A 19,799-nucleotide genomic window follows, 5' to 3' on the forward strand; every position below is an offset into this window, starting at 1 on the left:
AAAGCTGCGGCGGTTACTCCCTTCGGTCGTCGAACTGCGAACTAAAGTTCTTGTTGTCGTTTCAGGGCTCGCTGCTGCTTTGGGGCCTCCGCAGCAAAGCTGCGGCGCTACGTTTCAGGGCTCGCAAGTCTGCTCGGCCCTGCGGCCTAACGGCCTGGGTCTGCGGCTTCGCCGCCCCCTTTCACATCGCTAGGCCTGCGGCCCCTTCGGGGCCTGTAGGGCGCAGGGACCAATGGGCCAGCACTAGCTGTTGGCCCCCCTTATTGTTCTACCAATAGTTGCTCAATCAATTGGGCCAACTCTTCTCGATATTCTTCGTAGTAGTCTCCCGTCCCAGGCCCATTAAAACCCGTATGGATCTTCCGTACCTTGCCCTGACGATCTATGATAATGGCCGTGGGAAAAGACAAGATGTGGTTGAGCATGGGCAAACTCTTGGCCGCCGCTTTCTTATCTGCTGGCCCAGCCAAAACCATAGGGTAGCTGATGCCTAAGTCGGTCCGTAAACGCTTTTCTATTTGCTTGAAGTTATCCATATCTTTAGGCAGCTCATAACTTAGGGCAATGACTTCTAGCCCCTCTTTCCGATAACGTCTGTAGTACTCTTCTAACAAACGGCTTTCATCCATGCAGTTGGGGCACCAACTGCCCATAATCTGAACAATAACGACTTTCTCCTCAAAGCGCTCATCTTCCAAACTTAAACTATCGCCCTGCGAGTTGGGAAAGCTAAAGCTTATTTTCTCATAACCTTCCTTTAAAAAAGAGAGGCTGTCCATAGGGCGGAGCTGGGCCTTGGGGTTGGGCTGCGCCCGCCAGTAGGTAGACCAATGCTTGCCCGAATAAAACTGCCCCCACAAGCTGCCATCTCCCTGCCGCTGGGCCCTAAATAAGAAGGCATGGGCCCCATCAAAGGCAGAAAGCTGCAAGCGCTCCTGCTTAAATTCTCCAGCCAAATAACGATAATCACCCGTTTCGGTCATAAAGCTAGCTTTTAGGATAGAGGTCTGAGGGTCGAGCTCAAATAAGGCTACTGCAGGATAGCTATTGGCGCTGTCTTGAGGAGAAAACTGTACCGCCCACTTTTTGGCCAAGCTGCTTTGGGCTGCTGTTTTTGGTCCAAAACGAAAAGCTTGGCCGCCTTCAGCCCTAAAGGAAAGGCGATAGTCTTCTTTCTGGCTGTTTACCCACTCTCCTTTTAAGCTTTTGGGCCCAATTTGCTTGATGTTGAAGTAGGTCCCAAAAACAGGCAGGGTCCAACGCATACTGTCTGGCCCTAAGGAATCTACTTGCAAGAGAATCCGCTCCTCTCCATTGATGATTTCCCAAGACTGCCCATCATAAGCCAACTCAAAGGGGAGCTCCAAACTGTCATTGAGGGCCAATAGCCCCCGCCAAGCCCCCCGTTCTAAACTTTTGTCCTTAATTGTCGAGCCTGTAGGCTGCTCTGCTTGGCAAGCCATTAAAATCAATAAAGAAAGTAGACTAGCAAAAATAGTATAGCGCATATAAAGACTGCTTTTATGGAGTTACTGAAAAAATATAAGAACAATATGATTGCATTGGACCATTGGCTAGAAAAGAAACGCTCCATTGCAACTCTTTTGGACCATTGGCTAGAAAAAAAATGCTCAGATAGCATCCCTCAGCGCATTGGCTGGAAAAGAAACGCTCCATTGCAACTCCAAAAGAGTGTTTGCTGGAAAAAAAATGCGCTGGTGGATTTATTCTTAGCATTTGCCAGAAAAGAAATGCTCCATTGCAACTCCAAAAGAGTGTTTGCTAGAAAAAAAATGCGCTGGTGGATTATTTAGGAGGCTTGGCCCAAATCCAAAGTAATAAAAAGGGAAGAATGCCAAGCTAGGGCGGCCAAGGCCCCACTGGCCGCAGGCCAGAACGGCTGAGGGATGGGCAGCAGGGCCGCCAAAGGCGGCAGACCAAGGCGCTTTAGCGCCGCAGGGCCGAGCAAACAGCGAGCTGCGATACAGCCCGACCCCGAGCAAAGCGAGGGGGCAGCCCCAAAACCTAATCCTCTAGATGAACAAAGGCCTTTTCAAAGGCATCGATAATATAGTCGGGATCTTCTAGGCCAACATAATAGCGCACAAAGCTAAAGGGCAGGGGAGGAGGGGGCGCTGTGCCTAGATTATAGAAGCAGGCGGTAGGAACCTGCAAAGACTCGAAGCCTCCCCAAGAGACCGCCAGCAAAAAGGTGGGCATTAGGGCCTCCGAAAAGCGCTCCATTTGTTCGATACGCTTGGCCTTAAAGTTTACCGAGAATAAGCCGCCAAAGCCAGACATCTGTTTTTGGGCCAATTCGTATTGGGGATGAGAGGGATGGCCTGGGTAAAGAACATAATCTACCTTGGGGTGCTGGGCCAGATAATCCACCACCTTTTTGGCATGTTCATTAGACTTTTGAATGCGCAACGGCAGCGTGCGCAGCCCCCTGAGGAGTAGCCAAGCATCATTGGGCGAAATAGCGGGACCTAAGGCCATATAATCTAGCTCAAACATCTTTTGAATCAGGGCCTTGCTTCCGCAGACCACCCCCGCCACTACATCACTATGGCCATTGAGGTATTTGGTGGCCGAATGAACGACCAGATCAATGCCCAAGGCGATAGGATTTTGGTAAATCGGGCTAGCATAACTATTATCGCAGATGGTCCGAATGCCGTGTTTTTGGGCCAAGGCGGCACAGGCGGCCAAATCTTGTAGCTCAAAAGTGAGCGAATTGGGCGATTCTAAGAAAAGAACCTTAGTGTTGGGGCGGATGGCCGCCTCGATTTCCTGCAAATTGCTGGCATCAATAAAATCATAGCTAATGCCAAAGCGGCTGAGGAACTTGCTAATCAATTTGTAGGTCCAGGAATAAGGACTTTGTACCGAAAGCAGATGATCTCCCGCTTGGAGCTGCGAGATAATAGCCACTGCACAGGCTGCGCTACCACTGCCAAAGACCAAGGCATCCTCGGCTTGCTCTAAGGCGGCTAATTTTTGGCGCAAGATGGCCACAGTGGGGTTATTTCCACGACTGTAGACAAAGTTATCTAATTCGTTGAGAATCGCTGACCTAAAGTCCGACAAGCTATTATAGGCAAAATTAGAAGACTGCATAATGGGCGGAATCACCGCATTGTAATACTCTTCTCGCTCTTCTCCCAAATGCGTCAGCAAATAAGATGTATCCATATTATATTGATTTAAAAATTTATCCTTAATATTAGAAGCTAAGCTTTTAGCTATTTTTAGGGCTAGCTACAATACTACAATTATAATGAAAACAATACTTGCTTTTTTGGGCTTACTTTTGGCCCTTCCGCTTACTGCACAAGTTGGGATCAACATCTTGCAGCCAGATAGCAGCGCGGTTTTACATTTAGAATCTACCGACAGAGGCTTTTTACCTCCTCGGATGAGCCGCCAACAAAGAGATAATATCCAAAATCCCAAGCCGGGACTTACGGTCTATAATGCTACAGATAGTGTTATGGAGTACTTTAATGGCAATTGCTGGTTGGCCTTCAATCAGAGTAGTTGCGATGATTGCGCCTTTGATTTTAGCATGGATAATCCCGCTGGCCATATAGACCGAGTGTATAGCAATCGAGATTCGGCCTTTTTGTATCTCAATCAACGCAATGGATTTTCCAATGACATCTCGGTCTACATTATCCCTAACTTGCCTACGGGTATTACGGCTAGTTTGGACCAATATGTAGTGAATGGAAGCGATACCCTACAGCTTACTGTAGAGGCCGATATCTTTGCGCCTCCTGGCATTTATCCTGTGATTGTGCAGGCTGTATGTGGAAATACTGTCGGCAACCAAGTTTTTGTGGTCGCCATAGATAGTTGTATGGAGGTCTACATTAACTCGCCCCAAAGTGATTATGATTTGCAAGCGGCCAATGCTTTGCCAACAGCCGTACCTATTTGTGTACTGGCTACGATTGGCCCTGGGGTGGTCCTAGACAATCCTACGGCTCCTGCCGTCTTTACTACAGGTGGGCTACATCCCGATGCTAAGGTCGGCATTCTCAACCAAGGGACCCTCTTGGCCCGTGGTGGCGATGGCGGTGCTGGCGCTGGCGCTAGTGGTGGAGGTGCCGGAACTGGCTTTGATGGAACCCATGCTATTAGTCTGACCGTAGACACAGATTTGCGCAACCAAGGCCGCATCTATTCTGGTGGCGGCGGCGGTGGCTCTGTGGGCCTCATTCAACCCATCAATTTAGGCATCGGAACCTATAATTTGGGTATTGGTGCTGGCGGTGGCGGTGGTGCGGCTGATGGCGCTGGGGGCAACCTCGGATCGGGCTTTGGCTATTATGAACCGGGCCAAAATGCCGGAACAGGGGCCTTTGCTCAGGGCGGTAGAGGCGGCGCCCTCAATAATCCCTACAACTTTAACCTCTTTGGGGCCGATTTTACCATTACCCCTAATGTTTATGGCGGCGATGGGGGCGATTATGGCGAGGATGGGCAAGCGGGCTACCTCTTTGTTAATATTTTGGTCCAAATTGGGGCCCCTATTGTGGGCACCATTACGCTTTACGACCAAGATTTTCCAGACCCGCCCAGCACTAATTTTCCAGTAGGGGGAACTGCGGGCTTTGCCGTTAAGCGCAATGGCCATAGCTTGCTCGGTAGCTTTATTGATGGCTACTATTTGTCTGGGGCCATGAAGGGCTACATTGGCAACTAATTTATTTTTTATAGCCCGCCAAGCCAGATGCAACCTTTTACAAAAGGATGGATCTATAGTTATTATTGTTTGGGGCTGCCCCGCCCTGCGGGCGGGTCGGGCCATTGCGCAGCTCGCAAGTCTGCTCGGCCCTGCAGCGGCAAAGCCGCTTTGGTCTGCCGCCTTTGGCGGCCCTGCTACAGCCCCTCAGCCTGCGGCGGCTTCGCCGCCTGTCTGCCGCAAAAAAAAGGATTTAACCCTAAGCTAAATTAGATATTGGGGTGCTTTTTGGGTGTAATACCTAAATTAGCAGAGAACCCTAGGCATAAAACGATCTTGGCAAATTGTTTGCAACTTTTATACTTACGCAAGATTACCGACTAGAAACTACTTAACTTAAATAGAGCTACTACTTATGCATAAGCTTTTCGGAGGATTTATTCTCCTACTCATAGGCCTACTCCCTTTACAGGGCCAAAACTTTGAAGGGGTCATTAAAATGGAGCAAGAAGGGGAGGCTGGTATGCGTTATCAGCTAAATTGGTACATCAAAAAGGACCAAATTGCCTTTGAGGTACAAACCAAATCGGACCCAAACTCCCTAAAGATGCGTTTTGTGCCTCAGCCACAAAAAAATAATATGCTCATGGTCATTCAATCGGAGGAAGGGCAGAGCAAAAAGGAAATATCTTCTCGAGATATACAGGCTGATTTGGGCCTGAGCAATGCCGTCATTAAGAGCGAAAAGGTCCGGAAATCAGTAGAGTTTGGGCAGCTGTATACGCTTAATATCGAAACCGATAAATTTAATACAGAGGTCGAGCTGGTCAAGGAAATTGATGTGGACCTAAAAAAATATGCCGCCTACCTAAAAAATGATTATGGCATACAGGCCCTAATTCAGACTGGGGCAAAGGGCTTTCCCTTAAATTCTACTACCTATGATAAATACGGAAAGTTGATTTCTAAAACTAAGGTCCTTTCTATTGTTCGGCAGAAAGTAGACGATAAATACTTTCAGTAGCAAATGAGTAGAACTTTACAAGATATAGGGGCTGGCCAGAAAATGGCTGGCCCTTTTTGGGTCTAGCAGGGCGCGCAGCGCCCGCAGGCAATAGCCAGATTTAAACGCACTCACTTTTATAGTTTGCAGCAATTTCCTGCTAGTCGGCCCTATTTTTCTAGGCCATAGCGAAGGCTATGCCCTTAAAAAATAGCTAGCCTAGCCAAAAATTCATAGCAAACTATGGCCAAAGCAGCGCGGTTAAATCTGGCTGAGGGGCTGTAGCAGGGCCGCCAAAGGCGGCAGACCAAAGCGCTTTAGCGCTGCAGGGCCGAGCGAATAGCGAGCTGTGATACAGCCCGACCCGACCGAAGGGACAACCAGCCCCTATAGGGGCGCCAGTTCGACAACCGAAGGGCGTAGCGGCAGCCCCAAATTGCCTCCTGAACAGAAAAACAGAAAAGCAAAAAGACAAGCTTTGCCTAAACCATCCGCCGATGAATGGCGTAAGAGAGTAGACCCAATTGTAGGCAAACCCAAAAAACGGGATAGCCCATTTTGACAGCATCAATAAAGTTGTGGCCCCCGCCAAAAGCGGGAAAAAGGTCAATGGTCATTAGGCTGAGGGGCACACACATAATGAACATAAAGGCTAGGCTGAGAATATGAAAACTAGGCGAACGCCCCACAAAGGCCCTAGCCGCCCAAAAGATAAAGCTCTCTAAAAACACTAGGAGGAAGAGGGCCGAGCCTACCATAAAACCGGTATCGCCAAAATGGATTTTGCTGTAGAGATGGGCAAAAGCTAAATAGGCTAGGCTGTAACTCCCCCAACTACTTCCCCAAAGGACAAAAAATATAGCCCAATATTTGTAGGTAGGTATTCTTTTCCCCCAAATAAAAAGAGGTAGCATGTAGGTAGTTGTAATAATTCCGCATATAATTGGGGTAGTATAAAAAGGAACATGCAGCCAGTGCGTACCTTTCCAGCCCACTAAAAAATTGAGTTCAAACTGCCAAAGGGACCAAGCCAAGCAAGCTAAAAGATAGCTTAGAAAAATGGCCAATTGGTCCTTACTCTTTTGTAGATGTCTCCATGCTGACATAAACTATAGGGGGTGATTTGCGTTAAAGAATCGGTAAAAAAGAAGTAGCTACATCAAAAAGCTCGTATATTTAAAAAAACAGTCCCTTTTCGCATCAAAAATAAGAATAACCTATGTTTTGTAATAAGACCAAGGCCCCTCTCTCGCTCTTAGAACAAGAAGAACAGCCTGCCTGTAGTGCCTTAGTAGAGGCAGGGCTTTGTTTTCGATTGAGTCGGAACATCTCTGATTTGAAGGCTGCCTGGCAAAGCTTGGCCCCCAAAGAAAACAAATTTTTACAATATGAGTACTTGCAGGCCCTAGAAGCCCATCCTCCTCAAGGTATGGGCTTTTGCTATTTGGTCTTTTATCGAGATAAGGAGGCTGTGGGTTTGGCCTATTATCAAACCTACTATTTGGACATGCAAGAAAGTGTGCAAAAGGAATTGGAAGGCGAGGGGCTGTTGGGGTCTTTGCGCAAGAAATTGCAGCAGTTTTTTCTGCGCCAGGCGGTCTTTAATGTGCTCATTTGTGGCAACTTAAGTCTAACCGGAGAACATGGCTTTTATTTTAAGGAAGGGCATGGCCCCAAACAATTGGCTTGGCTGCAAGAGGCTACTGATCGTCTGCAAACGGAGCTAGAGCTAAGCGAGCAGAAGAAGTATCAGCTACAGATGTTTAAGGATTTTGCCCTAGATGGGGTTACTGAGCAAAACTTACAGCCCATTTTGCAGCAAGAGGGCTATCATCGCTATCGGATTCAGCCAGGTATGTATATGCGGTTGCCTGCGCATTGGGATAGCTTTGAGGATTATCTGGCCGAGATGTCTTCTAAGTATCGGGTGCGGGCCAAAAGAGCCGCCAAAAAGGGCAAGGATCTGGAGTGGAGAGCCTTGGAACTAGAGGAAATCTTGGCCCAAGAAAAAGAGATTTATGCCCTCTACCGAAATATATCGGATAATGTAGACTTTAATGCCTATGCCTTTGATGAGCAGTATTTTTCGGCCCTCAAAAGAGAGTTGGGCGAAAATATGCAGCTGGTGGCTTGCTATTTAGAGGGCCGCTTGGTGGCTTTTTATACGGCCATTTTTTCGGGCAATACCTTAGAAGCCCATTTCTTGGGCCTAGAGCATAGCCTGAACCGCTCGCATCAGTTGTATCTCAATATTTTGTATGCCTTGGTGCGTATGGGCATCTATAGAAAGGTAGAAAAAATTGACTTTGCCCGTACGGCTTTGGAGATTAAGAGCTCAGTAGGGGCGGTAGCGCAGGAGTTTGACTGCTACTTGCGTCACCGCAATCGCTTATCTAGCGAACTGATGAAATTGGTCTTTGATCATTTGAGCCCCAAAGAAGACTGGACCCCCCGATCGCCCTTCAAAGATATGTCGATTGTAGTATAGAAAGCTTATCTTGGGCCCAAAATTAGGCAGAGTAATGTGGAAGAAATGGCGGGCCAAGATTGGAACAGAAAGTCCCCTAGGACGCTTTTTAATTAAGGCGGCAAGCTGGAGCTTTATTTTACAAATAGGTTTATCAGCCCTCACTTTTCTCAGTTCGGTCCTTTTGGCCCGTTTGGGGGGAGATGAGGGCTTTGGCATTTATAGTTTGGTCTTTAGTTGGCTGTTGATTTTGCAAGTAGCCGCCAATATGGGCCTAGATGATCTCCTGCTCAAGGAGCTACCCATCTTTAAGGACCAAAAAGCCCCAGGCAAGCGAGATGCCCTACTTGCCTGGGCCGAAAAACGGACCCTTTGGGCCAGTTTGCTCCTGATATTTGGCTTTTATTTCTTGCTTCAGTATACCCATATTCCAGGCCTGAGCAATTATGCCGATTATTATTTTTGGGCCCTGCCTATTATTCCCGCCTATGCCTTTTTGCAGCTTTGGCAATCGGCTTTGCGGGCAGAGGGACAGATGAGTTGGGGCCAATTGGGCGACCGAATTGTGCAGCCTTTGCTCTTCTTTGCCTTTTTGGCCCTGCTCTATCTCTTCGCTTACCCTATTAGCGATTTGGGCCTGATTGCCGGACGAAGCCTGAGCTTTGTGCTGGCCGCCGGCCTTGCCTTTTGGCTTTGGCGGCGCTATCGTCGGGCACAACCCAAAGCGAGTAATTGGCCAAAATTAGATCTTCCCGCCTACAAAAAAGCTAGTTTTTATTTCAATTTGGGCTCTTTGCTCTATCTGCTCAATAGCCGAATAGATATTTTGTTTTTGGGCTTTTTTGAGCTGCCTCCCGAGCAGATCGCTTATTATAATGTGGCCCTGAAGTTCTCGGATATTGCCCTGATTCCCTATTTGGTGCTGACCACCGTCAGTTTGCCAACCTTTTCCTCTCTTTATCATCAAGGGAAATTACAAGAGTTGGGACGACTATACCAACGGAGTACGGCCCTGATTACCTTGGTTATTATGGCCGTTTTGGCCATTTTTATTGCTTTTGGGCCTTACTTTTTACTCATTTATGGCCCCGAATATCAGCAGGGCTATACGGCTTTAGTTTGGCTCTGTTTGGGCAAGGGCATACATGTCTTGGTGGGCCCCGTGAGCCAGTTGTTAGCCTTGGTGGGCCAAGAAAAAATGGCCGCTTATCTCTTGGCGCTTTCCCTGGCCATCACGGCTATCCTCCAATACAGTTTGATTCCCATTTTAGGCATTGATGGAGCAGCCATAGCGGCCTTTATTGGCTTGGCTGTATTCGATCTTAGTCTGGCCTATTGGGCTTATCGCAAATTGGGTTTTTGGCCCATTGCTTACTGGAATCGGAAGTAGGGGGAGGTTTTTTGGGGCCTCAGCTGCGGCTTCGCCTTGCTGCGCTACGCTTTGGGGCTCGCTGTTCGCTCGGCCCTGCGGCGGCTGCGCCGCCTGGGTCTGGCCTGACGGCCACCCCGCCGCATCGCTAGGCCAGAGGGGGCCGCTTTTGTTTGGCCCTAGCAGAAAAAGAGCTGGAGAAAGGCCCGCTCTAGGGCTATTTTTTCTAGAAAATTGCTTTGAAAAAAAGGGAAAAGCACGAACTTCGTCCAAAATATAAACGCATGTCTATTCAAGATTTTGACCCCAGTGGCTTTGCCCTAAAGAACAACAACTTTATTGGCTTACCTTTTACAGAGGAGAGCGCTAATTTGGTCCTTTTGCCTGTTCCTTGGGAGGCCACGGTATCTTATTCGGCTGGAACAGCTGAGGGGCCCGCCAATATCCTAGAGGCTTCTTATCAGTTAGATCTCTATTTGGCCGATTGCCCAGATGCCTATAAAATGGGCATTTATATGCGGCAGCCCGATGCGCAGATCTTGGCCCAAAGTCAGGCCGCTAGAAGCTTGGCCAGTTGCCATATAGATGCTTTAGAAGCTGGCGAAGGCGGCGATGAAGCCGCTCGCTTGGCCGTAAATGCCGCCTGCGAAAAACTAGAAAACTGGGTTTATCAGCAGGCTAAGGATTTGCTAGAGCAGGGCAAATATGTGGGCCTATTGGGGGGCGATCATTCTACGCCCTTAGGCTATTTGCGGGCCTTGGCCGAGCGGCATGAAGAGGGCTTTGCCATTTTGCAAATAGATGCCCATTGCGATTTGCGAGAAGCCTATGAGGGCTTTACTTATTCTCATGCTTCTATTTTCTATAATGCTTTGGAGCGGATGCCCAAACTGTCTTTGGTCCAAATGGGCATTCGAGACTACTGCCATGAGGAAGTAGATTATATGAAGCAGCAAGGGCAGCGCATTCAGGTCCTTTTTGACCAAGACTTGGCCCGCGGAAAAATGCGGGGGCTCAGCTTTGAAGAGTTGGTCTTGCCATTTATCAAGAGTTTGCCCCAGAAGATATACATCAGCTTTGATATTGATGGTTTACGTCCAGAACTTTGTCCAAATACCGGAACTCCTGTAGTGGGCGGCTTTGACCTGGCCGAGGTCAGCTATATTTTTGAGTTATTGGCCCAGGCGGGGAAAGAGCTCATTGGTTTTGATCTCTGCGAGGTAGGTTCTGCCACGGAATGGGACGGCAATGTTGGGGCGCGGGTCTGTTATCAGTTGGCGGCCCTCTTGGCCCGTACGCAGGCTTTGGTCTAGCTCTTCATAGGCTTTGCGTTTGCCCTTGAGGCGCAGCACTGCTTGGATTCTCAGGCGGACGGTATCGCTTTTGGCGCTAGTTCTGAGCAGCAGGGGCAGACTTTGAGGTACTTCTTTCAGGTAGATAGATTTGGGGAGACTATAGAGCGGGCTATAATAATTGGGTGAAATAAAATAATCGCGTTTAAGGATACAGCGTTTCCACCAGCCGGCTGGGGAAATTCCTTTTTTGTGGTAGCGTTGCAGGCATTTTTCCTTAGCGGGCTCTTTAAGGATGGCCCATTCGATGCCATAGGGCAGTTGTTGGCCGGTGGGCCGGTTAAAAATTTGGTTACCTTGGGCCCATTGGAGGATAGGGCGGAGTTCGGAGAGATGGGCCAGGCTATCGGCTTCAAACTGCGCTTGTCCACTGCTTTCTGCATAAATATAAAATAGTAGTTGGGCTGATTTAATCGACTCGAACTGTTTCCAGAACTCAGGCGTTAAAGGCAGCTCTATTTGTTTGCTGTGGCTGCGCTTCTGCTTTTGATCTAAGAGGACCTCTTGGTCCAAAATAATTTTATTGACGGTAGTAATTGGGGCTTGGGCGCAAAGGCCAGTACTAAAAGCCATAAAAAGCAAGAAGATAGCTCTAGACATCTCTAGGGATTTTGTATTTTGTTGGAAGTATATTTTGCGTTTGCGAGGCGGCGGAGCCGCCTTTGGCCCAGGGGGCCAATTGGCCTAGCGATGCGGCGGGGTGGCCGTCAGGCCAGACCCAGGCGGCGCAGCCGCCGCAGGGCCGAGCAGACCTGCGAGCCCCAAAGCGTAGCGCAGCAAGGCGAAGCCGCAGCTGAGGCCCCAAAAATACGAAAGAAAGACAATCAAATTAGATAGACCATGATGAAGCGACAAAATACTTTTTTACTTTGGCTTTTGCCCTTATTTTTTGGCCTTTACAGTTGTGCTAACGTCTCGGAGCCGCAGGAGGGCGAGAAAGAGCAAGTAGAGGCGGAGCCCAAACGGCCTAAAATGAGTAGTTTTAAGTTTAGAGAGATAGATATACAGGGGCATAGGGGCTGCCGTGGCTTGATGCCAGAAAACAGCATTCCGGCCTTTATGAAAGCTTTAGAGTTGGGTGTTCGGACCTTAGAATTGGATGTGGTAGTGACCCAAGACAGCCAGGTAGTGCTTTCGCATGAGCCTTGGATTTCGCATATATTGGCGAATAAATTAGATGGGCGTCCAATTGGGCCAAATGAAGAGCGGCGTTATAGTATTTACCAGATGCCTTATTCGGAGCTGATTAAATATGATTGTGGGAGTTTGCCGCACCCATATTTTCCGACTCAGCGGAAGATGAAAGTCATCAAGCCCCGTTTGTTGGATGTGGTGAAGTCGGTAAACCTATTTGAGATGAAGGCCGAATTGGAGCAGCCTATACATTATAATATAGAGATCAAGCGATTGCCAGAGTATGATGGCCGCTATTGTCCGCCAGTAGAAGAGTTTGTAGACTTGGTTTTGGCGGCTATAGATAGTGCGGGTATATCGGGGCATGCTAATATTCAGGCTTTTGATTGGGAAACCCTGCGATTGGTCCATCAGAAGCGCCCCAAAATGCCGATTTCTATGTTGGTGGAGGAGACGGATGACCTGCAAAAAGATTTGGATGAATTGGGTTTCACGCCAGAGATTTACAGTTGTCATTTTTCTATGGTTAATGATACTTTGGTAGATTGGGTAAAGGGGCATAAGATGCAGCTGATTCCTTGGACCGTTAATGAAACGGCGGATATAGAGGCCATTTTGGCTTATCCCTTAGATGGAATCATTAGTGATTATCCAAATCGAGTGATGGATGTATTGATGCAGTAAAAGAGCCGCTAATTAGCCTAAGCAGCCCTAGAGGAAAATCCTCTGGGGCTGTTTGTTTTTCTAGCTGCTTCCAAGTTGTGTAGGCTTATTGGTTAAATAAAATTTGCCATAGTCGACTTTTTGCAGAAAAAATAATATTTTGGAAATACTATCAACACTGTCACGAAAAGTAAAAATAATGAAGAAACTCTACACTATTGCACTGTCTACAGCGCTCAGTTTTTCTGGACTTACGGCCTGGGGCCAAGGGGTGGGCATTAACACCGATAACAGCTCGCCAGATGCATCTGCCATGCTAGATGTTAAATCGACCAATAAGGGGGTGCTCATTCCTAGAATGACTACTGCTCAAAGAACGGCTATTGCGGCTCCCGCTCAGGGTTTGTTGGTTTTTGACCAAACCAGCAATGGCTTTTGGTACTATGATGGGGCCAGTTGGCAGCCCTTTGTTGCTGGAGCCGATCAGGATAATCAGACCCTAAGTTATAGTGGCTCTACGCTCACAATTACCAATGGAAATACAGTGACAATTCCCAATGGAGATGTCACTGCAGTAACTGCTGGTACGGGACTTACTGGTGGGGGAACAACTGCAGCGCTAACCATTAACGCAGTAGGAGATAATGGCCTAACCACCAATGCTAATGATATTGACTTGGGCGGCGCGCTCAACCAATTGACCACCATCTCGCAAGGGGCCAATAATATGGTCTTTAACCTAAATGGTACAGGAGATTTCCATATTCAAGATAATGGAACTAACCAATTTTCTGTTTTGGATAATGGCGATCTAAATGCCGATGCAGGGACCTTTTTTGTTGATGCTTCAACGAATAGAGTGGGGCTAGGGGTGACAGCACCCAGAGGTAAGCTAGATGTTAATGGAGACATCTTATTTACAGGTGGCCTGCGAAATATTGAGACCCAAGATGGCGACCAAAGTATTCAGGTGGATGATGCCAATCCGGTTTGGGCCGGCGAGACCTACAATGGGGTGGTGCGCTTTCATGGAGATGGTAACTTAGCCGCCTCAAAACTAGAAGGAGGAGGACTCCAACTAGAGCGCCGCATCCAAATTAAAGGAGGCAACCCTGCCGCTGGAAAGGTCCTTACCTCTGATGCCAGTGGCTTGGCTTCTTGGGTTACCCCCACCGCCAATACCGATAACCAAAGCTTAACTTTAGCTGGAAATAACTTGAGTATCCAGAATGGAAATACAGTTAGTCTGGCTGGTTTTCTAGATAATACCGATAACCAAACGCTTACTTATAGCGGATCTACTTTAACTATTAACGGCGGAAATGCCGTGACGATCCCCAATGGAGATGTAACTGGCGTAACCGCTGGTACGGGACTCACTGGCGGCGGAACTGCTGGGAGTTTTACCATTAATGCCGTAGGAGATAATGGCCTAACCACCAATGCTAATGATATTGACTTGGGCGGAACGCTCAATCAATTGACGACCATTACGCAAGGGGCCAATAATATGGTCTTTAATCTAAATAGTACAGGAGATTTCCATATTCAAGATAATGGAACTAACCAATTCTCTATTTTGGACAATGGCGATCTGAATGCCGATGCCAATACCTTTTTTGTCGATGCTTCTACTAATCGAGTAGGGGTGCTCACCACAACTCCCGATGATGCCTTTGATGTGAATGGCGATATTGTCTTGAGTGGAGGGGTGCGCCATATCGAAACTCAGGCTACCGACCAAAATATCGAAATTGATGATGCCAACCCCACCTGGGCCGGCGAAACCTATGGGGGCGTTACCCGCTTTTATGGCGATGGTACCCTTTCTCGCTCAAAACTAGAGGGCGGAAGTTTGCAGCTGGAGCGCCGCCTTCAAATTAAAGGCGGAAATCCGGCAGTAGACCGGGTATTAACCTCTGATGCTACAGGACTAGCCTCTTGGCAAGACCTAAGCTCCATTGATGGCATCTGGTCTACGGTAACGGCTAGTACGCATTATGAAATTACATTTTCTGGAGATGATGCCGAAATCAAGTTTGGGAGTACTGACCTTAGTGGGCAGGACTTTAGTGCTGGAGATGGAGTCTTTTGGGGAACTCAGTCTGGCGAAGATACCGGCATCTTTACCGATGGCGACCAACTTATTCTGATCTCTCCCGGTGATAACGATTTGATTCAGTTTTGGGAGGAAGATGGCCATATCAAAAGAGCTTATATTGAGCAAACTGGGGGGCAGTATTTCCAAACCTCTGACCGAAACCTCAAGCAAAATATTCAGCCCGTAAGCAATGCCCTTTCTATGATTATGCAGCTCAATGGCTATCGCTATGAGCACAAGCTTTCTGAAGGCGATATTGCCAAAGGCGATAAGCCCGTGCCCACTATCGGTATTATGGCCCAAGAGGTGGCTGCTGTAGCCCCCGAATTGGCCAAAAAATGCGAGCAAGGCCACTATCTAGTCAATTATTCTGGCTTGATTCCCTTGCTCATTGAAGCCACAAAAACACAGGAAAACCGCCTGCAAGAACAAGAGCAAGAACTCAAGTCTCAGGCCCAACAATTGGCCGAACAAGCCGAGTTGATCCAAGCTATGCGTGCCGAACTAGACGCAATGAAAGCAAAACAGCAAGATTAATTTTTTGAATCTTGGGGGCCTCCGCTGCGGCTTCGCCTTGCGGCGCTACGTCCGGCAGCTCGCAGGTCTGCTCGGCCCTGCGGCGCTTGCAGCGCCTAGGTCTGCGGCTTCGCCGCACTGCCTACCATCGCTAGGCCGTTTTGGGCCTAAAGGCCCAAGCGGCTGCGCCGCCCCCCGGCATGCTCCCACAAAATTTAGCCAACTGATGATGAAAAATATATACCTCAGTCTTTGGGCCTTGCTGCTTTCTGCTCCAGTTTGGGGCCAAGGAAACCTCCGGGTCGAATCGGCCAATATTCGGATCGCTAACGGAACCGAATTTAGAGTAGAAGATAGTCAGGTCCATAATGTTGCTAGTGGCCAAATCCAAAATGAAGGCAACTTCTATCTGGACCTCAATTATAATCAAGATGCCTCTGCCAATTATCTCGGTAGCGGCTGGCTCTGGTTTGAAGGCAATGCCAACCAAAATATTATTGCTGGCAGTCCCTTTACCATCAACCGCTTAAGAGTAGATAATGGCCAACGCCTCATTTTGCAAAATAGCCTTTTTATTGGCCAAGAACTAGACCTTAGCCTCAATGGCTCGCTAGAATTAGGTAGCCATGATATAGAATTACTGCCCGGCGCTATTCCCAATAATTATGACCTGAATAACTATGTAGTGACCAACGGCAGCGGAGGCCTCCTGCAAGAAGTAGGGGCCGCCGCCGTTGTTTTCCCTGTTGGTAATAGCCAATATAATCCCGCTACCCTTAGCAATAGCGGCACTACAGATGTAATCGCTATCCGTTTAGAGGATGTCGTACTCGACCGCTATCCCATAGGAACGCCCGAAACCGAAGGGGCCGTTTTTAGAACTTGGCAGATTGAGGAACGAACCGCTGGAGGCTCTTCGGTCACAATGACCCTAGAATGGGAGCAAGGCCAAGAACTCCCCAACTTTGATCGCAACCAATCGGGAATATCGCATTGGCGTTCTACTTATTGGGACCGTAGCCCTAGCTGGACCGCCGCCACGCCCTTGGGCGGCAACCGCTATACCCAAAGCCGATCGGGCATTACTAGCTTTTCTCCCTTTGCCGTAGAAGATTACAAAATGGATCTGCCCATCGAATGGCTCTCTTTTGAGGCCCAACGCAATTCAGCCGATTGGGTGCAACTCGATTGGGCCACCGCTAGCGAGGAAAATAATCAGGGCTTTGAGCTAGAGCGTATGCTAGAAGGCGAAAGCGATTTTAGTCCCATCGCTTGGCTAGATGGCCAAGGAAATAGCCAGCAACGAACAGACTATCAGTATATGGACCAAAACGACTTTAGCGGCATTTCTTATTATCGCATAAAACAATTGGACCAAGACGGTCAGTTTAGCTATTCGCTGATTCGCGCAGTAAGCGGCCAAGCCCAATTAGGCAATTTGGCCCTTTTCCCGAACCCCACTAGCCAAAACCTCTTTATCCGACTAGATCGTATAGAGGACCAAAAGGCCAACCTTCGACTCTATGCCGCTAATGGCCAAGTTGTACTAGACAAAACAGCCTTTCTAGAGAATAATTATCTCCTTCAGCTTAATGATTTGCCCGCAGGAGCTTACCTCTTGCAAATCCAATTGGAGGATGGCCGTAGCTTTACACGAAAGCTGACTAAACTCTAAGCTCCATAAGAGATAAATTACTTAGCCCCAAAGGAAAATCCTCTGGGGCTTTTTTGGGCCAAAACCGAAACAAAATAAAAATTGTCCCTAATTCACTCCTTGAGCTAATTGAATTAGCTACTGAACCTAATGAGTTCGTCTTGGGACCTAATGAACTAGCCCGCCAACCTAATGAACTAGGGCTGAAACCTAATTGAATTAGCTGCTGGACCTAATGAGTTAGGGCTGGGACCTAATGAACTAGCCGCCCAACCCAATGAACTAGGGCTGAAACCTAATTGAATTAGTTGCTGGACCTAATGAACTAGCTCTGCTTGCCCAAAACCTTATTTTGCTCCGCTATTTTGCTGGCCTTAAAGGAAAAAGAAAGATGAGCGCCAAGAGGGCCTTCGGCTGAGGGATGGATAGCAGGGCCGCCGCAGGCGGCAGACCCAAGGCCTTTGCAGCAAAGCTGCAAAGGCCTGCAGGGCCGAGCAGACTTGCGAGCTGCGACACAGCCCGACCCGCCCGATAATTCATGAGGGTTTCCACCCTCATCTTGTATAGCTTCGCAAAGCGATACCGCTTTGCGCTGGGTATTAAGCTAGCGGAAGGGGCAGCCCCAAAAAAACTAATTTACTACTTTCTTCAATAAAACGGCAGTGCCCAGCCCCAAACCCGCCGAACTTGCCCCAATAGCATATTTGGCCTTGGGATGACGGGCCAAAGCATGGGCCAAAGAGACCAAAATTCGAGCGCCACCCATACCCAAAGGATTGCCCATACTCAGGCTACCGCCATAGGGATTGAGCTGATCGGGCCGTAGGTTTAGGGCCTTTTGGGCCAAAATGCCTTGCAGGGCAAAAGACTCGGCAAACTCAAAAAAATCAATCTCATTAGCCAAAAGTCCCTGCTGCCGAAGCAATTGCTGAACGGCCATAATTTGCGCCTCGCCCATATCTTCAGGAGGCAAGGCCATGCTTGTCCAAGCCACTACCTGGGCCAGTGGCTGCCCCCCTTCTCGCTCCAAATAAGGGCCCTGAGCCAAGAGTAAAAAGGCCGCCCCATCGCCCAAACGAGCCGAATTTCCCAGGCTAATAAATTGGCCATTTTTGACCAAAGGCGGCAGCTTGGCCAAAAGCGAAGCCGCTAGCGCCCTCGGCTGCTCGTCTCTGTCCAAGAGCAATTCTCCCGATCGATTGTAGACCGAAACCAGCTCCCGATTAAAGGCGCCCGCCGCTTGGGCCGCCAAAAAACGAGCTCGACTCGCCTGACTGTAGGCATCTTGTTCGGCTCTGCTAACTCCTCTTTTTTGGGCCAAACGCTCAGCCGTTTCGGGCATACTCAATGGCGCATAAACTGGCGGCAAATGGGGGTTGACCATCCGCCAACCTATGCTGCTGTCTATCTCTTGCTCCTGATTGCGCAGACGAACAAAAGGGCTGCGACTCATGTTTTCTACGCCCCCTGCCAAAACCAATTCCTGCTCTCCTAAGGCCAAAGCCCGAAAGGCCTGAACGCAGGCATCTAAACCCGAATTACAAAGACTATTCACCGTAATTCCCCAAATATGCGCCGGCCATTGGGCCAAAAAAACAAGCTGCCGAGCCAAATTGCGGTTGTCTTCTCCCGCCTGATTGGCGGCCCCCAGATAAATCGCAGAAAGGTCGGTAGGCGAAAAATTGGAGATCTCCTGCAATACCGCTAGCCCCAAATCATCGGGCCGAACGCTAGCCAAAGCCCCATATAGGCGGCCAATAGGACTCCTCTTTGCGGCTAGGATATAGATGGGGGCAGACTTGTTCATTTAATTGAATTAATTAACTTTGTGGCCTGATTTTATCTGAAAAAAAGCCGAATTATTATGATACAACGTATTCAAACCATTTACATGCTCTTGGCAGCCCTCGCGCTGGCCTTGCTCTTCGTTTTTCCCTTTGGTACAGCCCCCAGCACCGCTGAAGGCCCGCTGCAAGATGGCGATTATGACCTGATGGACCAGTTCGTCCTGCTCCTCCTAGCCCTCTTTCCCGCCCTGCTCAGCCTTGGCACCATCTTCCTCTTTAAAAATAGAAAACTACAAATGCTGCTCAATAACCTGGGTTTGCTCAATTGCCTGATCCTTATGGGTTTAGCCTCTTATTGGAGCATGACCATTAGTGAGGAAGTGACTGCCGGACTTGGCCTGTTTACTCCCGTTTTAGCCATGCTTTTCCTTTTCTTGGCCAACCGCGCAATCAATGCCGATGACCAACTCGTTAAGGACTCCGATCGCCTCCGCTAGTTACATCCCGTCATAACGACCACGAACCTGCCCGTCATTCCCCGATTGACGGGCTTTTATGTCTATTACTACCCCCAAACCCAACATGATAATATTCGGAATGGCAATAATCCAGAAGTTCGCCATCTTCTGCTGCTCCACTTCCCGCTCCTGCTTCTCTACCATCTGCCGACTATAATCACTCATCTCTTCTTTCGGAATCTCACTGCCCGCTACCTCCGGCAGTTGCTCTTCTTGTACCCGATTAAAGGCCTGATTCGTGAAAACCGCCCCCAAAATACCCAAAATACAAGCCGCATACAAAAAGTAGGTCTTCATTTGAGGTCTCAATAGCTTCATAATCAATAAACTAAGGGCCAAAAAGGTGAGCGCATAAAAAATATAAACATAGGGAAGCACCTCCTTGAGATTCACCAAATGACTGTTGTCTACAATCTGCGCATTTAGGCTAACGGTCAACAAAAGTAAAGCGCCTAAGCTCCAAATTTTCTTGCTATTCATCTTCATTTTTTTTTATTTTTGATTTGGGGCCTCCGCTGCGCCAGCCCCTATTCGCTATCGCTCAT

Annotated in this window: 15 protein-coding genes; 10 read left to right on the top strand and 5 right to left on the bottom strand. The window is 48.5% G+C overall.

Translation table 11 applies throughout. From position 1 onward, the window contains the following. Positions 1-260: 260 nt before the first annotated feature. Positions 261-1,508: a peroxiredoxin family protein gene (locus SAPGRDRAFT_RS11530; RefSeq protein ID WP_002659424.1), complete on the bottom strand. Its 1,248-nt coding sequence runs from the start codon at positions 1,506-1,508 to the stop codon at positions 261-263. Between the two features lie 15 nt (positions 1,509-1,523). Between SAPGRDRAFT_RS11530 and SAPGRDRAFT_RS11535 the strand changes: the two genes are divergently transcribed. Then, the gene (locus SAPGRDRAFT_RS11535) at positions 1,524-1,814 is read left to right on the top strand and encodes a hypothetical protein (protein WP_002659425.1); all 291 of its coding nucleotides are present in this window, start codon (positions 1,524-1,526) and stop codon (positions 1,812-1,814) included. A 211-nt stretch (positions 1,815-2,025) separates the two neighbouring features. On the opposite strand, the gene SAPGRDRAFT_RS11540 is transcribed toward SAPGRDRAFT_RS11535, so the two are convergent. Continuing rightward, complete coding sequence (locus SAPGRDRAFT_RS11540; RefSeq protein WP_002659426.1) at positions 2,026-3,195, bottom strand: trans-sulfuration enzyme family protein; 1,170 nt, start codon at positions 3,193-3,195, stop codon at positions 2,026-2,028. Positions 3,196-3,280: 85 nt separating this feature from the next. Here SAPGRDRAFT_RS11540 and SAPGRDRAFT_RS11545 point away from each other — a divergent pair, with 85 nt between their 5' ends. Next, positions 3,281-4,711, top strand: a complete 1,431-nt coding sequence (locus tag SAPGRDRAFT_RS11545) for a hypothetical protein (RefSeq protein WP_037350157.1) — start codon at positions 3,281-3,283, stop codon at positions 4,709-4,711. 394 nt (positions 4,712-5,105) lie between these two features. Further along, positions 5,106-5,714, top strand: coding sequence for a DUF4412 domain-containing protein (locus tag SAPGRDRAFT_RS11555; RefSeq protein ID WP_002659428.1), 609 nt, complete (start codon positions 5,106-5,108; stop codon positions 5,712-5,714). A 461-nt stretch (positions 5,715-6,175) separates the two neighbouring features. On the opposite strand, the gene SAPGRDRAFT_RS11560 is transcribed toward SAPGRDRAFT_RS11555, so the two are convergent. Beyond that, positions 6,176-6,799, bottom strand: coding sequence for a hypothetical protein (locus SAPGRDRAFT_RS11560; RefSeq protein ID WP_002659429.1), 624 nt, complete (start codon positions 6,797-6,799; stop codon positions 6,176-6,178). Positions 6,800-6,912: 113 nt separating this feature from the next. On the opposite strand from SAPGRDRAFT_RS11560, the gene SAPGRDRAFT_RS11565 reads away from it, so the two are divergent. The 6 genes from SAPGRDRAFT_RS11565 to SAPGRDRAFT_RS19865 all read left to right on the top strand — a co-directional run bounded on the left by SAPGRDRAFT_RS11565 (position 6,913) and on the right by SAPGRDRAFT_RS19865 (position 16,970). After that, positions 6,913-8,181 (top strand): GNAT family N-acetyltransferase, encoded by a 1,269-nt coding sequence (locus SAPGRDRAFT_RS11565; RefSeq protein WP_002659430.1) that lies wholly within the window; start codon positions 6,913-6,915, stop codon positions 8,179-8,181. A gap of 34 nt (positions 8,182-8,215) precedes the next feature. Beyond that, on the top strand, positions 8,216-9,550 hold the full coding sequence (locus SAPGRDRAFT_RS11570) for a flippase (RefSeq protein ID WP_002659431.1): 1,335 nt from the start codon (positions 8,216-8,218) through the stop codon (positions 9,548-9,550). A 263-nt stretch (positions 9,551-9,813) separates the two neighbouring features. Then, complete coding sequence (locus SAPGRDRAFT_RS11575) at positions 9,814-10,842, top strand: agmatinase family protein (RefSeq protein WP_002659432.1); 1,029 nt, start codon at positions 9,814-9,816, stop codon at positions 10,840-10,842. Positions 10,843-11,721: 879 nt separating this feature from the next. Beyond that, a complete protein-coding gene (locus SAPGRDRAFT_RS11585; protein WP_002659434.1) occupies positions 11,722-12,699 on the top strand; it encodes a glycerophosphodiester phosphodiesterase family protein in 978 nt (325 codons plus the stop codon). Positions 12,700-12,877: 178 nt separating this feature from the next. Then, entirely contained in the window at positions 12,878-15,316 is a 2,439-nt protein-coding gene (locus SAPGRDRAFT_RS11590; protein WP_002659435.1) for a tail fiber domain-containing protein, read from the top strand. A 205-nt stretch (positions 15,317-15,521) separates the two neighbouring features. Next, a complete protein-coding gene (locus SAPGRDRAFT_RS19865) occupies positions 15,522-16,970 on the top strand; it encodes a T9SS type A sorting domain-containing protein (protein WP_002659436.1) in 1,449 nt (482 codons plus the stop codon). A gap of 610 nt (positions 16,971-17,580) precedes the next feature. Here SAPGRDRAFT_RS19865 and SAPGRDRAFT_RS11605 read toward each other — a convergent pair. Next, complete coding sequence (locus tag SAPGRDRAFT_RS11605) at positions 17,581-18,756, bottom strand: thiolase family protein (protein WP_002659437.1); 1,176 nt, start codon at positions 18,754-18,756, stop codon at positions 17,581-17,583. 57 nt (positions 18,757-18,813) lie between these two features. Here SAPGRDRAFT_RS11605 and SAPGRDRAFT_RS11610 point away from each other — a divergent pair, with 57 nt between their 5' ends. After that, entirely contained in the window at positions 18,814-19,233 is a 420-nt protein-coding gene (locus SAPGRDRAFT_RS11610) for a DUF4293 family protein (RefSeq protein WP_002659438.1), read from the top strand. On the opposite strand, the gene SAPGRDRAFT_RS11615 is transcribed toward SAPGRDRAFT_RS11610, so the two are convergent. Next, entirely contained in the window at positions 19,234-19,734 is a 501-nt protein-coding gene (locus tag SAPGRDRAFT_RS11615; protein ID WP_002659439.1) for a hypothetical protein, read from the bottom strand. It abuts the gene before it with no gap. Between the last annotated feature and the right edge of the window lie 65 nt (positions 19,735-19,799).

Origin of the sequence: Saprospira grandis DSM 2844 (genome assembly GCF_000275825.1) — a bacterium.
Taxonomy (GTDB): Bacteria; Bacteroidota; Bacteroidia; order Chitinophagales; family Saprospiraceae; genus Saprospira; species Saprospira grandis_A.